General features: G+C 57.3%; 9 protein-coding genes and 1 pseudogene. 5 read left to right on the plus strand and 5 right to left on the minus strand.

Annotation, left to right across the window (positions count from 1 at the left end; translation table 11 throughout):
• The first annotated feature begins 95 nt into the window (after positions 1 to 95).
• The 3 genes from L350_RS21490 (at position 96) to ypfH (ending at position 3,680) form a co-directional block, all read left to right on the plus strand.
• Positions 96 to 965 (plus strand): KPN_02809 family neutral zinc metallopeptidase, encoded by an 870-nt coding sequence (locus tag L350_RS21490; protein ID WP_022648970.1) that lies wholly within the window; start codon positions 96 to 98, stop codon positions 963 to 965.
• Positions 965 to 2,911 carry a tRNA(Met) cytidine acetyltransferase TmcA gene (locus L350_RS21485; protein WP_032623804.1) on the plus strand — a complete coding sequence of 649 codons (1,947 nt, stop codon included), beginning with the start codon at positions 965 to 967 and terminating at the stop codon, positions 2,909 to 2,911. The genes L350_RS21490 and L350_RS21485 overlap by 1 nt, the downstream gene beginning before the upstream one ends.
• 73 nt (positions 2,912 to 2,984) lie before the next feature.
• On the plus strand, positions 2,985 to 3,680 hold the full coding sequence (gene ypfH / locus L350_RS21480) for an esterase (RefSeq protein WP_022648968.1): 696 nt from the start codon (positions 2,985 to 2,987) through the stop codon (positions 3,678 to 3,680).
• A 38-nt stretch (positions 3,681 to 3,718) separates the two neighbouring features.
• On the opposite strand, the gene L350_RS21475 is transcribed toward ypfH, so the two are convergent.
• From L350_RS21475 to L350_RS0122065, 3 genes and pseudogenes are all read right to left on the minus strand, one after another.
• Positions 3,719 to 3,916, minus strand: a complete 198-nt coding sequence (locus L350_RS21475; RefSeq protein ID WP_000383991.1) for a YpfN family protein — start codon at positions 3,914 to 3,916, stop codon at positions 3,719 to 3,721.
• A gap of 24 nt (positions 3,917 to 3,940) precedes the next feature.
• The gene (gene dapE / locus L350_RS21470) at positions 3,941 to 5,068 is read right to left on the minus strand and encodes a succinyl-diaminopimelate desuccinylase (RefSeq protein WP_017383496.1); all 1,128 of its coding nucleotides are present in this window, start codon (positions 5,066 to 5,068) and stop codon (positions 3,941 to 3,943) included.
• A 3-nt stretch (positions 5,069 to 5,071) separates the two neighbouring features.
• Positions 5,072 to 5,428: pseudogene (locus tag L350_RS0122065) on the minus strand (ArsC family reductase).
• A 387-nt stretch (positions 5,429 to 5,815) separates the two neighbouring features.
• Between L350_RS0122065 and ypfM the strand changes: the two are divergent.
• Positions 5,816 to 5,875, plus strand: a complete 60-nt coding sequence (gene ypfM / locus L350_RS24100; RefSeq protein WP_100181659.1) for a protein YpfM — start codon at positions 5,816 to 5,818, stop codon at positions 5,873 to 5,875.
• Positions 5,876 to 5,986: 111 nt separating this feature from the next.
• On the opposite strand, the gene acrD is transcribed toward ypfM, so the two are convergent.
• On the minus strand, positions 5,987 to 9,100 hold the full coding sequence (gene acrD, locus L350_RS21465; RefSeq protein WP_032623805.1) for a multidrug efflux RND transporter permease AcrD: 3,114 nt from the start codon (positions 9,098 to 9,100) through the stop codon (positions 5,987 to 5,989).
• A 141-nt stretch (positions 9,101 to 9,241) separates the two neighbouring features.
• Positions 9,242 to 10,936, minus strand: a complete 1,695-nt coding sequence (gene narQ, locus L350_RS21460; protein ID WP_032623807.1) for a nitrate/nitrite two-component system sensor histidine kinase NarQ — start codon at positions 10,934 to 10,936, stop codon at positions 9,242 to 9,244.
• A 152-nt stretch (positions 10,937 to 11,088) separates the two neighbouring features.
• Between narQ and aegA the strand changes: the two genes are divergently transcribed.
• Positions 11,089 to 13,065, plus strand: coding sequence for a formate-dependent uric acid utilization protein AegA (aegA, locus tag L350_RS21455; RefSeq protein ID WP_071993630.1), 1,977 nt, complete (start codon positions 11,089 to 11,091; stop codon positions 13,063 to 13,065).
• The last annotated feature ends 54 nt before the right edge of the window (positions 13,066 to 13,119 follow it).

Genomic DNA, 13,119 nt, shown 5'->3' on the forward strand with positions numbered 1-13,119 from the left:
GCATCCTTTGGCGTCTTATCCTTGTTTACTATGGTAATCCTTTCATTAACCGCCTACGATCATAGCTATTATAAATGGAATAGTTCGAGGTGTTTATGCGCTGGCAAGGGCGTCGTGAAAGTGACAACGTAGAAGACAGACGCAGCAGTGGTGGCGGTGGTCCGTCTATGGGCGGGCCAGGTTTCCGGTTACCCAGCGGCAAGGGCGGTATTATTCTGCTGGTCGTCGTGCTGGTAGCGGGCTACTACGGTGTCGACCTGACCGGTTTGATGACCGGTGAAACCGGGCAACAGCAGCAGTATTCTCAGCGCTCCATCAGCCCGAATGAAGATGAAGCGGCGAAATTTACTTCCGTTATTCTCGCGACGACCGAAGATACCTGGGGTCAGCAGTTCGAGAAAATGGGGCGGACTTATCAGCCGCCAAAACTGGTGATGTACCGGGGCGCAACCCGCACCGGCTGCGGCACCGGGCAGTCCGTTATGGGGCCGTTCTACTGCCCGGCGGACAGCACCGTCTATATCGATCTCTCCTTCTATGACGACATGAAAAGCAAGCTGGGCGCCGACGGCGATTTTGCCCAGGGCTACGTGATCGCGCATGAAGTCGGCCACCATGTGCAGAAGCTCCTCGGCATTGAACCTAAAGTGCGTCAGATGCAGCAGAATGCGTCTCAGGCGGAGGTGAATCATCTCTCCGTACGCATGGAGCTTCAGGCCGACTGCTTCGCTGGCGTCTGGGGACACAGCATGCAGCAGCAGGGCGTGCTGGAAACAGGCGATCTGGAAGAGGCCCTGAATGCCGCACAGGCGATTGGTGACGATCGCTTGCAGCAGCAAAGCCAGGGGCGCGTTGTGCCGGACAGCTTTACCCATGGCACCTCAGAGCAGCGCTACAGCTGGTTTAAGCGTGGCTTTGACAGCGGCAACCCGTCGCAGTGTAATACCTTCGGCAAAGCTATGTGATGTTGGGGGTTGAACAGCTGGTTAACCAGCTTCAGCGTACCGGGCACCGCCGGCTGGTGGTGCTTAGCGGCGATGAAGCGTGGACGTTGAGCCAGGCGACCATCCTGCGCGATACGTTACCAGGAGACTGGCTGTGGCTGGAGGAAAACCCCTCTAAGGCCATCAGCGGCCTGCTGGGACGTGAATATCTGCACGCCGTTTTTGACGCGCGTCGCGGGTTTGACGTCTCGGCCTTCGCCGCCCTCAGCGGGACCCTGCGCGCCGGAAGCCTTCTGGTGCTGCTGGTGCCGCCGTTCTCCGTCTGGGCTAACAGGCCCGACGCGGATTCTCTACGCTGGAGCGACAGCGCTGAGCCGATCGCCACCCCGCACTTTGTTTACCATTTTTGCCGGACGCTGGCCGCCGATTCAGATGCTATCGTCTGGCATCAACATCGTCCTCTGTGCCTTCCCGTTGCGCCAGATTTACCCGCCTGGCAGCCCGCCAGCGGTGAACCGCAGCGCGAGCAGGCTGCGATCCTCGATGCGCTTCTGACCATGTCTGCTGGCGTGGCTGCCGTGACGGCCCCGCGCGGACGAGGAAAGTCCGCCCTGGCGGGCATGTTGCTCAACGGCATTCAGGGTAGTGCTGTAGTGACCGCACCGGCAAAAGGGGCGACGGATGTCATCGCGCGTTTCGCCGGGGAACATTTTCACTTTATGGCCCCGGATGCGCTGCTGGCCTCCACAACAGAAGCTGACTGGCTGATTGTCGATGAGGCGGCCGCCATCCCCGGCCCGCTGCTCGAGAAACTGACGATGCGCTTTCCCCGCGTGTTGTTGACCACTACGGTGCAGGGTTATGAAGGCACGGGCAGGGGATTCCTGCTGAAGTTCTGCGCCCGGTTCAGCGGTCTGCGGCGATATACCTTATCAACTCCTGTACGCTGGGCTGCCGGATGTCCTCTTGAGCGAATCGTGGCGAACGCGCTGCTGTTCGACGATGCGCTTATCGATCGCAAACCGGCAGGGGAGGTAAGTTTAACGTCGCTGGAGCCCGGGGTGTGGGAGAGCGATCCGGCGCGCGGGGCAGGCGTGTATGAACTGCTGTGTGCCGCGCACTACCGGACGTCCCCCCTCGATTTACGCCGGATGATGGACGCCCCCGGCCAGCACTTTGCTGTTGCTCATGCGGGCGCGGAGATCGCTGGCGCGCTCTGGCTGGTGGAGGAGGGGGGATTACCCCCTGAACTTAGCCGCGCAGTATGGGCGGGGTTTCGTCGGCCGCGGGGAAATCTGGTGGCACAGTCGCTGGCGGCGCACGGCGGTTCGCCTCTCGCGGCGACGCTGAAAGGCCGACGCGTCAGCCGTATTGCGGTTCATCCTCATCGCCAGCGGGAAGGCATCGGGCAGGGGCTGATCCGCAGTGCCAGCGGAGAAGATTATCTCTCGGTCAGCTTTGGCTATACCGACGAGCTGTGGCGTTTCTGGCGGCAGTGCGGGTTTGTGCTGGTGCGAATGGGCAGCCACCGGGAGGCCAGCAGCGGGTGCTATACGGCGATGGCGTTGCTGCCGCTGAGCGAGGCGGGGCATCAGCTCTGCGAAGAGGCGCATCAGCGTTTATGTCGTGATATGCGCGTCCTGTCGGCCTGGAATGGTGAAAAGATCCCGGTGATGGATGCATGGGAAGCTACCCTTAATAGTGACGACTGGCTGGAGCTGGCGGGGTTTGCCTTTGCGCACCGGGCGTTTTCAACCTCGGTTGCGGCGCTAACGCGATTGTTGTTTGCCGTGGATATGCCGCTCCCGGCGCTGCGTGGGAAAATGGAAGGGAATACGCACGATTTCGGGCGCAAAGCGTTGCTGGCGAAGCTACGCGAGGAAACCGCTCACGCGCTTGAAAGGCTTGATTACTCTCGTAGCCAGCGGCTGAAAGCCGACATTTTGCAATGGCAATTTTTTCAATGACTTCTTCAGTAAAGTGGCATGGTCATTACCCCGCAGAGGCGTAAAATCCTGCTTATCAATTAAGGAGATCGCCATGAAACATGACCATTTTGTTGTGCAAAGCCCGGATACACCTGCTAAACAGCTACTGCTTCTGTTTCATGGCGTGGGCGACAATGCCGTCAATATGGGACAGATTGGCAGCTGGTTTGCACCCGTTTTCCCACACGCGCTGATCGTCAGTATCGGCGGCGTGGAGCCCTGCGGTCCGGACGGGCGGCAGTGGTTTTCCGTCGAGGGCGTGACGGAGGAAAATCGTCAGGCACGTATTGATGCCGTTATGCCAGCCTTTATCAATACCGTGCGTTACTGGCAGCAGCAGAGCGGCGTAGGTGCCAATGCAACAGCGCTGATTGGCTTCTCTCAGGGCTCAATCATGTCGCTGGAAAGCGTAAAAGCGCAGCCCGGACTGGTGTCCCGCGTGATTGCCTTCAACGGGCGTTTTGCGACGTTACCGCAAAGCGCGACCACGCAGACCACGATCCATCTCATTCATGGGGGTGAAGACCGGGTAATTGAGCTTTCGCATGCGGTTGCGGCCCAGGATACGCTGATGCGCGAGGGCGGGGATGTGACGCTGGATATCGTGGACGATCTGGGGCATGCCATTGACGATCGCAGCATGCAGTTCGCGCTCGATCATCTGCGTTATACCGTACCGAAGCACTACTTTGATGAAGCGCTCAGCGGCGGTAAGCCGAATGACGATGATATCGTCGAGTTTATGTGAGGTTTCCCCTCTCCTTAGGGAGAGGGAAAACAGAGCGATTACTTCTTCTGGTCCTTCTTCGGCCAGTCGTCTTCATCGTCCCACTTGTCGTTAAAATCACGGTGCGGCGGAAGATCCGGTTTGTTGGCAAGGAACTTTTTGTGGTCAACGCGCTTGAGATCTTTAATCACGTTAAGCAGCACGCCTACCAGAAACACCAACACCAGAATCCACCAGTACTTTGAAAGCCAGTCCATTCGCTAATCCTCTTTAAGCACCCGTCAGGCGACGAGCTGCTCCATAATACGTTGATACATGCGGGCCAGCAGTTGTAAATCGGCAGCGTTCACGCATTCATTGATTTTGTGAATCGTCGCGTTAACCGGACCCAGTTCGACAACCTGTGCGCCCATGCGGGCGATAAAGCGTCCGTCAGACGTGCCGCCCGTTGTCAGCAGCTGTGGCTTAATCTCATTATAGTGCGCGATGGCGTTCACTACCGCATCCACCAGTTTACCGCGCTGCGTCAGGAACGGCTGGCCAGACAGCCACCAGTCGAGGGTATAGCGCAGCTGGTATTTTTCGAGCAGCGCAATCACGCGTGCTTTGATCATCTCGTCGGTCAGTTCGGTGCTGAAGCGGAAGTTAAACTGGACGAAGAGATCGCCGGGAATGACGTTGTTGCTGCCAGTGCCGGCCTTGATGTTGGCTATCTGCATGCTGGTTGGCGGGAAAAATTCGTTGCCTTTATCCCATTCAATGCCCACCAGTTCGTTCAGCATCGGCGCGGCGCGGTGTACCGGGTTATCCGCCAGGTGCGGATAGGCAACGTGGCCCTGCACGCCATGAATAGTCAAATTGCAGGTCAGGGATCCACGGCGGCCATTTTTCACCACATCGCCCACCACTTCGGTGCTGGACGGTTCGCCCACCAGACAGTAGTCCAGACGTTCATTGCGCGCCATCAGCGCCTCAACGACCTTCACGGTGCCGTTGTGGGCGCTGGCTTCTTCATCGGAGGTAATCAAAAACGCAAGACGGTTTTTATGGTTCGGATGCTGGGCGACGAAACGCTCTGCCGCCACGACCATCGCAGCCAGGGAACCTTTCATATCCGCAGCGCCTCGTCCGAAAAGCATGCCGTCGCGGATGGTTGGCTCAAAAGGCGGGTTGATCCAGCGGTCTGCGTCGCCTGCGGGAACTACGTCGGTATGTCCGGCAAACGCCAGCGTCTCCCCCTGACCGCGCCATGCCCAGAAGTTCTGCGTATCGCCAAAATCCATGTGCTCGACGGTAAAACCGATGGCACGCAGGCGCTCAATCATTAATGCCTGACAACCTGCGTCGTCCGGGCTAAGGGAAGGACGGCGAATAAGCTGCTGAGTCAGCTCAATGACCGGGCATGACATAGACTACACCTCAACGAATAAATCTGAATAAAGGGTTTCACTGAAACCCAGCAGCATAGGCTGACCTGGCTTGCAGAGCAATGGGCGTTTGATGATTGCCGGCATTTCAAGCATCAGTTAGGCTGCGCTGTCGGCGTTGTTGATCGTGGCCCGGAGAGATTCATCCAGTTTTCGCCAGGTGGTCCCGCGGGTGTTCAGCAGCGCTTCCCAGCCCAGTTCATTGATGGCGGAATGGAGAAACGCGGGGTCAAGCCCGTCGGCACGGTAATCATGGAAGCGATAGTCGATGTTGTGTGCTTCCAGCCAGCGGCGGGCTTTTTTAATCGTATCGCAATTCTTAATGCCGTACATCACAACCATAGTGAATCCTTTTGTTCTTGTGTGGATTAAATGTTCAATATTTTCGAAGATATATCCTTAAGTGGAATATAACATATTCGGAATTTTTCGTGATTTACAATTCTCCATAATTCAACGAACAGCTGTACGCTGAATAGTGTTCCATCTTTTAAGCATAGTTGTCCACTCTGTATAAATTGCCAATAAACTCAGGGGGAAATTAAAAATGCTGTCATTTTTCTGACTATTTCAAAATATTGCTGCAGGTCACATAAAATTTACCCGTCAACGCTCATAGTGATCCTAAACCTACCTGCACAGCGAGGCTCAATCACAGCAATCGGTTAAAGTGGCTTCACAATGATGATACGTTTTCGTAGAATGCACATAATAATAAGAGAGGTTGTTATGATTGAACATGAACTGGGGAACTGGAAAGATTTTATCGAAGGCATGCTTCGTAAATGAATTTCCGGTAAGAAATGCAAGAGCACTTAATTAACTAAAATAACCATAGTGTGAAAGAATCACACAATAAAAAGGCGGCCTGTAAAGCCGCCTTTTTTTTATTTCAACGGGTTATTCCGGCTTATCCTTCAGCGGGAAACGACGGCGTATCAGCACAAAGAACAGCGGTACGAAATAGATAGCCAGAATCGTCGCGGAAATCATTCCCCCCATAACGCCCGTTCCCACCGCGTGCTGGCTGCTGGAGCCTGCGCCGGAGCTGGTGGCCATCGGCAGGACGCCAAACACAAACGCCAGAGAAGTCATCAGGATCGGGCGCAGGCGCTGACGACAGGCGTGCAGCGTGGCGGCCATCAGTTCGTGACCTTTGGCATTCATCTCATTGGCAAATTCGACGATCAGAATGGCGTTTTTCGCCGACAATCCGATTACGGTGAGGAGTCCGACCTGGAAATAGACATCGTTTTCCAGGCCACGCATCCAGGTTGCCAGCAGCGCGCCGATGACCCCGAGAGGCACCACCAGCATTACCGAGAACGGCACTGACCAGCTTTCATACAGCGCCGCCAGGCAGAGGAACACCACCAGCAGCGACAGGGCATACAGGGCAGGCGCCTGCGCGCCGGAAAGCCGTTCCTGGTAGGACATCGCCGTCCACTCCAGGCCAAAGCCGGTCGGTAACTGCTGAACCAGTTTTTCCATAATGTCCATTGCGGTACCGGTACTGACGCCAGGCGCGGCTTCACCGACAATCTCCAGCGTCGAATAGCCGTTGTAACGCTCCAGACGCGGCGAACCGGTCTCCCAGCGTGACGTCGCAAACGCCGAGAACGGCACCATGCCGCCGGTGTTATTGCGCACATACCAGCGGTTGATATCGTCCGGCAGCATGCGGTATTTGGCAGCAGACTGAACGTAGACCTTTTTCACGCGACCGCGATCCATAAAGTCATTCACGTAGCTTGAGCCCCATGCCGTTTGCAGGGTGTCGTTAATGTCGTCGATGGAGACGCCCAGCGCCTGCGCTTTACGCTGGTCGATATCCACCTGTAGCTGAGGGCTGTCATCCAGACCGTTATGACGAACGCGGGTAAGCTGCGGCTCTTTCCCGGCCAGCTCGAGCAGTTTATCGCGAGCTGCCATCAACGCGTCATGCCCGGCACCCGCGTGATCCTGAAGCTCCATATCAAATCCGGCTGAGCTGCCCAGGCCACTGATAGCGGGCGGGCTGCTGGCGAAAACGCGCGCTTCCTTGATTTTGTTGAACGCTTTAGTTGCACGTTCAATGATGGCAAAGGAGGAGCCGCTATCGCTGTCGCGCTGGTCCCAGTCTCTCAGGCGCACAAACATACGCGCCACGTTCTGCCCGTTACCACCAGGGCCAGAGCCGACGGTGGAGAAGACGGAGACCACGTTATCCTTCTCCTGAGTATGGAAGTAGTTCTCAACCTTCTGCACCACTTTCAGGGTCTGCTGCTGGGTCGAGCCGCTCGGTAACTGTACGGAGGTGATAAACATGCCGCGATCTTCCAGCGGCAGGAACGAGGTTGGCAGCCGCAGGAATAAGAAGACCATGCCGCCGAGCAGCAGGACATAAACCACCATCCAGCGCACGCTGCGGTGCAGTACTTTACCCACGCCCGCTTCATAGCGCGCCGCATTTCGGTTAAACATGCGGTTAAACCAGCCGAAGAAGCCTTTTTGACCGTGGTGTTCGCCCTTATGCAGCGGTTTGAGCAGCGTCGAGCACAGAGCAGGGGTAAGGATCATCGCCACCAGTACGGAGAGTACCATCGCAGAGACGATGGTGATCGAGAACTGGCGATAAATCGCGCCCGTAGTGCCGCCAAAAAACGCCATCGGGATAAATACCGCCGACAGCACCATGGCGATACCGACCAGCGCACCCTGAATTTGCCCCATCGATTTACGCGTGGCCTCGCGGGGCGAAAGCCCTTCCTCGCTCATGATGCGCTCGACGTTTTCCACCACCACGATGGCATCATCCACCAGCAGGCCGATGGCCAGCACCATGGCAAACATGGTCAGGGTGTTGATGCTGTAACCGAAGGCATACAGCACCGCAAAGGTTCCCAGCAACACCACCGGCACCGCAATGGTGGGGATCAGCGTGGCGCGGAAGTTTTGCAGGAACAGGTACATCACGAGGAACACCAGCGCGATAGCTTCGAGCAGGGTTTTCACCACATCTTCGATGGAGGCTTTTACGAATGAGGTGGTTTCGTAGGCGACTTTGTACTCCAGTCCGTGCGGGAAGTAATGCGACAGCTCATCCAGACGCTCTAACACCCGCTGCGCGGTCGCCATTTCGTTGGCGCCGGAGGCCAGTTTCACCCCCAGGCCGGACGCGGCATTGCCGTTAAAGCGACTCAGGTAGTCATATTTTTCCGCCCCCATTTCCACGGTGGCGACATCCCCCAGACGCACTTCGGAACCATCCTGATTCACGCGCAGAGTGATATTGCGGAACTGTTCAGGCGTCTGGAGCAGCGACTGGGAGTTGATGGTGGCGTTAAGCGCCTGGTTATCCACGGACGGCGTACCACCGAGCTGCCCCACGGCAATCTGAGCGTTCTGCGATTCGATGGCGTCGGTGACATCTTTGGCGGTCATCTGCACGCTGTTCAGCTTGTTGGGATCCAGCCAGATACGCATGGAATACTGCGAGCCGTAGGCGTCGATATCACCCACGCCGTTGATACGGCTGAGCGGGTCCTGAATATTACTGGCGACGTAGTCCGCGATGTCCTGCTTATCCATCGAGCCATCGGTTGAAACAAACGCGATGGTCAAAATATTGGTGTCACCGGTCTTACGCACGGTCACCCCCTGGTTCTGCACCGCCTGAGGCAGTTTACGCAGGGCCGATTGCAGCTGGTTTTGCACCTGCTGCACCGCTTCGTCCGGATCCGTGCCCGCCGTAAAGCTCAGGGTTACCGTCGCCTGGCCCGTGGCGCTGCTCTGCGAGGACATGTACATCAGGTTATCAAGACCCGTCATGTTCTGCTCGATAACCTGCGTGACGGTATTTTCCAGCGTCTGTGCCGAGGCGCCAGGGTAGTTCGCCGTGATACGCACGTTAGGAGGGGCGAGGTCGGGGTATTGCTCAACAGGAAGGGAAGTAATCGCCAGGACACCCGTCAGACACAACAGGATTGCAAGCACCCAGGCAAAAATGGGGCGATCGATGAAAAAATTCGCCATTAAAATGTGACCTCGTTTTGCTGCACGTCATTATTGTTTATTGCCCGCCTAACTTTAGCGGTAAGGCCCAGGTCAAACGTGGAGAAATAAAGGAGATAATGTAAATTATCATGCGCTTTTTTCAGCGCGCCTTCTTTCCCGCTATTTTTCAGCCTGCGCCGCAGGTGTCCGGAACGTCACGCTGACCTGTGTACCGCCCTGTGGCGGCTGAGAAAAGTGTAATGTTCCGCCGAGCCGTCCCGCGCGTTCGCGCATGATATTCAGCCCGTAATGCCCCGGCGGTTCACTGGCGTCGCCGATACCAATACCGTTGTCGCGGATCGTGACCGTGTGAGTACCGTCCGCGGTGGTGACGCAGCTGACCACAATCTCGCTGGCGTCGGCATGTTTAATCGCATTCAGCACTGCCTCACGCACAATCTGTAAGAGGTGCACCTGTTTTTGCGCGTCCAGTGCCAGCGATGAGAGACGGCAGTCGAGCACCAGCTTCGCGCTGGTCTGGCTTTGCAAACCGTCGAGAGACTCCTGTAGCGCGGCAGGAAGATTGGCGTGGTTGAGCGTCAGGCGGAAGGTGGTGAGCAGCTCGCGTAGCTGATGCCAGGCGTTATTCAGCTCGCGGGAGAAGTCCGTAATGATGGTCTGCGCCGGGGCATTGTCGCCCGGCACGGCATGCTTCAGCAGCGTAAGCTGAATACGCAAATAGGAGAGCACCTGCGCCAGCGAATCATGCAACTCGCGCGCGATGGTGGCGCGCTCTTCCATCAGCAGCAACTGCTGATAATGTTTCTGCGCCTGATTGAAATAGAGCCCCCGGCCCAGCATCGTCGCCACGCTTTCCATGAGCGGCAGCGGAACATCCCCGGTCGCGCTTTGCCAGCGCAGTTCGCCGTACAGGGTGTCCTGCATTAATACCGGTAAATTGTGCATTTTCTCACCCGGGGACTCCTGTCCTTCGTAAAGCTGCCAGTCGTCACTGGTGCGCAATTGCAGGTAATTCATCTGCGTATAGTCATGCACAATTTGCAAAATATGCCGGAAGCAGTGGCTGTCTATCTGCCCGGTATTCAACGCCTGTGAGCATTTGAACAGCATTTCAAGCTGCTGATGCGCTTCATTCAGGTGGCGGGTTTTTTCGGCAACGGAGTGCTCCAGGGAACGGTACAGGGTGTGTAATTCCGCCGACATATGGTTGAAGGCGCGGGAAAGCTGGCCCAGCTCGTTGGGAAGCATAATATCCGGCGCGGGGGTATCGAACTGCCCCTGTTCGATACGCTCGCTCGCTGCCACCAGATTATTCAGCGGCAGCACAACCTGACGGCGGATGCGCCGCAGGGTCATCACCGCCAGCAGCAGGATGCCCAGGCCGCCCGTCAGCGACATGAAAATCACCAGCTGTATCTTATGTTCGGTGTAGTGCTGTAGCGCCAGCACAAAGGCATCTATCCGGCCCACGAAATCCTCTATGTGGCTCTGATACCACCCGGTATCGCCGCTGGCGATACGCGTGTCCATCTCCTGCCAGCCAAGCTGCAACTGCTGGTAACGCTGTTTGACGTCCTCTGGCACATACCAGCGGTTTAGCTTCTGCAACGCAGGCGCGCTCAGCGTTTTCTGCCAGACCGCGCGGTGCTCTGCCAGTGACGGGCTGGCGCGCTGCATTTCGTAGCCCAGGCGGTAGCTCTGCATGCGCAGCGATCCGGCGATGTTAATCGCCTCGGCGTCGCGCTGGCTGCTGGCGAGTGTAACCAGCGCAATGGCGCTGATCAGAACGGACAAGACAATCATCGAAAAGAAAGCCCGAGCCAGGCTTCCCGATACGGGGCGTTTAACGGTCACTCATCAGCTTCCTGAATTAAATTGATCTGCCACAGGTTCACTGGAAATAGTTCGCCTTCCTGGGCATTTGAACATTGCGTCGCCATGCCGCTGTGGGTAAATACGATAACAATAGAAAGAATAAGGTTATTGAACCAAAAACAGGTGTTGTTATGAATCGTTTTATTATGGCCAACGCTCAACAGTGTATCGGTTGTCGCGCCTGCGAAGTTGCCTGTGTGATGGCGCACAACGGGGAGCAGCACGCGCTGAGCGAGCGCCATTTTCATCCCCGCATTACGGTCCTTACCTCTGGCTTGCGAAAAAGCCCAGTGACCTGCCACCACTGTGAAAATGCGCCCTGCGCGCAAAGCTGCCCGAACGGAGCCATCACGCAACACAGCGACAGCGTACAGGTCAATCAACAAAAATGCATTGGCTGTAAAGCCTGCGTGGTGGCCTGCCCGTTTGGCACGATGGACATGCTGATCACCCCGCTTGAAAACGACAGCGTAAAGGCCTCGGCGCACAAATGCGACCTCTGCCTGGAAAGGCCGCAAGGCCCGGCCTGCGTTGAAAACTGCCCGGCAGAGGTGCTTACGCTCGCCACCCCAGCCGTGCTGGATAAGCTGGTTAAACAGCGCCGACAGCGCAGCGCAAGGCTGGACGCGCTGCCGTGGCACAGCGAGGCGGTTCAATCAGCCCCTCCGCAAACCAAACGGCAACAGATGCAAAACACCCCGGCGCGCGGTGAGCCGGATAAGCTCAGCCCCGACGCGCGCGCCGGCCATTTTAACGAGATCTACTTGCCGTTTCGCCCGGAACAGGCGCAGCGCGAAGCATCCCGGTGCCTGAAATGTGGCGACCACAGCATTTGCGAGTGGACCTGCCCGCTGCATAACCATATTCCGCAGTGGATTGAGCGGATCAGGGCGGGGGATATCATTGGTGCGGCTGAGCTTTCTCACCAGACTAACTGTTTACCGGAAATTACCGGCCGCGTCTGTCCACAGGATCGATTATGTGAAGGCGCCTGCACCCTGCGGGATGCGTCAGGGGCGGTAACCATCGGTAATATCGAACGATATATCTCGGATCGGGCGCTGGCGATGGGCTGGACGCCGGACGTCAGCCACGTTACACCGGTCGGTAAGCGCGTCGCCATCATTGGTGCCGGTCCGGCAGGGCTGGCCTGTGCCGACGTACTGGTGCGCAGCGGCATCGGTGTGACGGTCTACGATCGCCATCCAGAAATCGGCGGATTGCTGACCTTTGGTATTCCGGCCTTCAAGCTGGATAAATCCCTGTTAGCGCGGCGCAGAGAGATATTCAGCGCGATGGGTATCCGCTTCGAGCTGAACTGCGAGGTGGGAAAAGACGTGTCGATGGTCCAACTGCAAAACGACTACGATGCCCTGTTCATCGGCGTAGGGACCTATCGTTCCATGAAAGCAGGTATCCCTCATGAAGACGCGCCGGGCGTGTACGACGCGCTGCCGTTTTTAGTGGCGAACACGCGGAACGTGATGGGCCTTGATCCTGCCGCAGACGAGCCGTTTATCGACACGCAGGGGTTAAACGTGGTGGTGCTGGGCGGGGGCGATACGGCGATGGACTGCGTGCGCACCGCGCTGCGACATGGCGCGGCGAAAGTAACCTGCGCCTATCGGCGGGACGAGGCCAACATGCCGGGCTCAAAGAAAGAGGTTAAAAACGCGAAAGAAGAGGGCGCGGCGTTTGAATTTAATGTCCAGCCGGTTGAGCTCACGCTGGATACCGACGGGAAGGTCAAGGGTATCCGGATGCTGCGCACCCGTCTGGGCGAGCCGGATGCGCAGGGGCGGCGTCGTCCTGTCCCGGTGGCGGGCAGTGAGTTTGTCATGCCAGCGGATGCGGTGATCATGGCGTTTGGGTTTAATCCGCACGCCATGCCGTGGCTTCAGGCGCAGGGCGTCGACACCGACGACTGGGGGCGCATCAGGGCCTCCGTGGAGAGCCGTTATCGTTACCAGACCTCGAATCCGCAGATTTTTGCTGGCGGTGATGCGGTACGTGGTGCGGATCTGGTGGTCACCGCGATGGCGGAAGGGCGCCATGCCGCGCAGGGGATCATGGACTGGCTTGGCGTGCCGCCGCGCAATATGCATTAACGCAGACGGGCGACAAAGCGGGCATCACGGCGTAGTATAAACAGACTCATTTTG

The sequence above is a fragment of the Enterobacter sp. MGH 4 genome (assembly GCF_000534735.1).
Classification (GTDB): domain Bacteria; phylum Pseudomonadota; class Gammaproteobacteria; order Enterobacterales; family Enterobacteriaceae; genus Enterobacter; species Enterobacter intestinihominis.

Coding starts and splice junctions, on each gene's coding strand:
- acrD (WP_032623805.1), bottom strand. CDS start 9,100: ATGGCGAATTTTTTCATCGATCGCCCCATTTTTGCCTGGGTGCTTGCA.
- ypfH (WP_022648968.1), top strand. CDS start 2,985: ATGAAACATGACCATTTTGTTGTGCAAAGCCCGGATACACCTGCTAAA.
- L350_RS21475 (WP_000383991.1), bottom strand. CDS start 3,916: ATGGACTGGCTTTCAAAGTACTGGTGGATTCTGGTGTTGGTGTTTCTG.
- dapE (WP_017383496.1), bottom strand. CDS start 5,068: ATGTCATGCCCGGTCATTGAGCTGACTCAGCAGCTTATTCGCCGTCCT.
- L350_RS21490 (WP_022648970.1), top strand. CDS start 96: ATGCGCTGGCAAGGGCGTCGTGAAAGTGACAACGTAGAAGACAGACGC.
- L350_RS21485 (WP_032623804.1), top strand. CDS start 965: ATGTTGGGGGTTGAACAGCTGGTTAACCAGCTTCAGCGTACCGGGCAC.
- aegA (WP_071993630.1), top strand. CDS start 11,089: ATGAATCGTTTTATTATGGCCAACGCTCAACAGTGTATCGGTTGTCGC.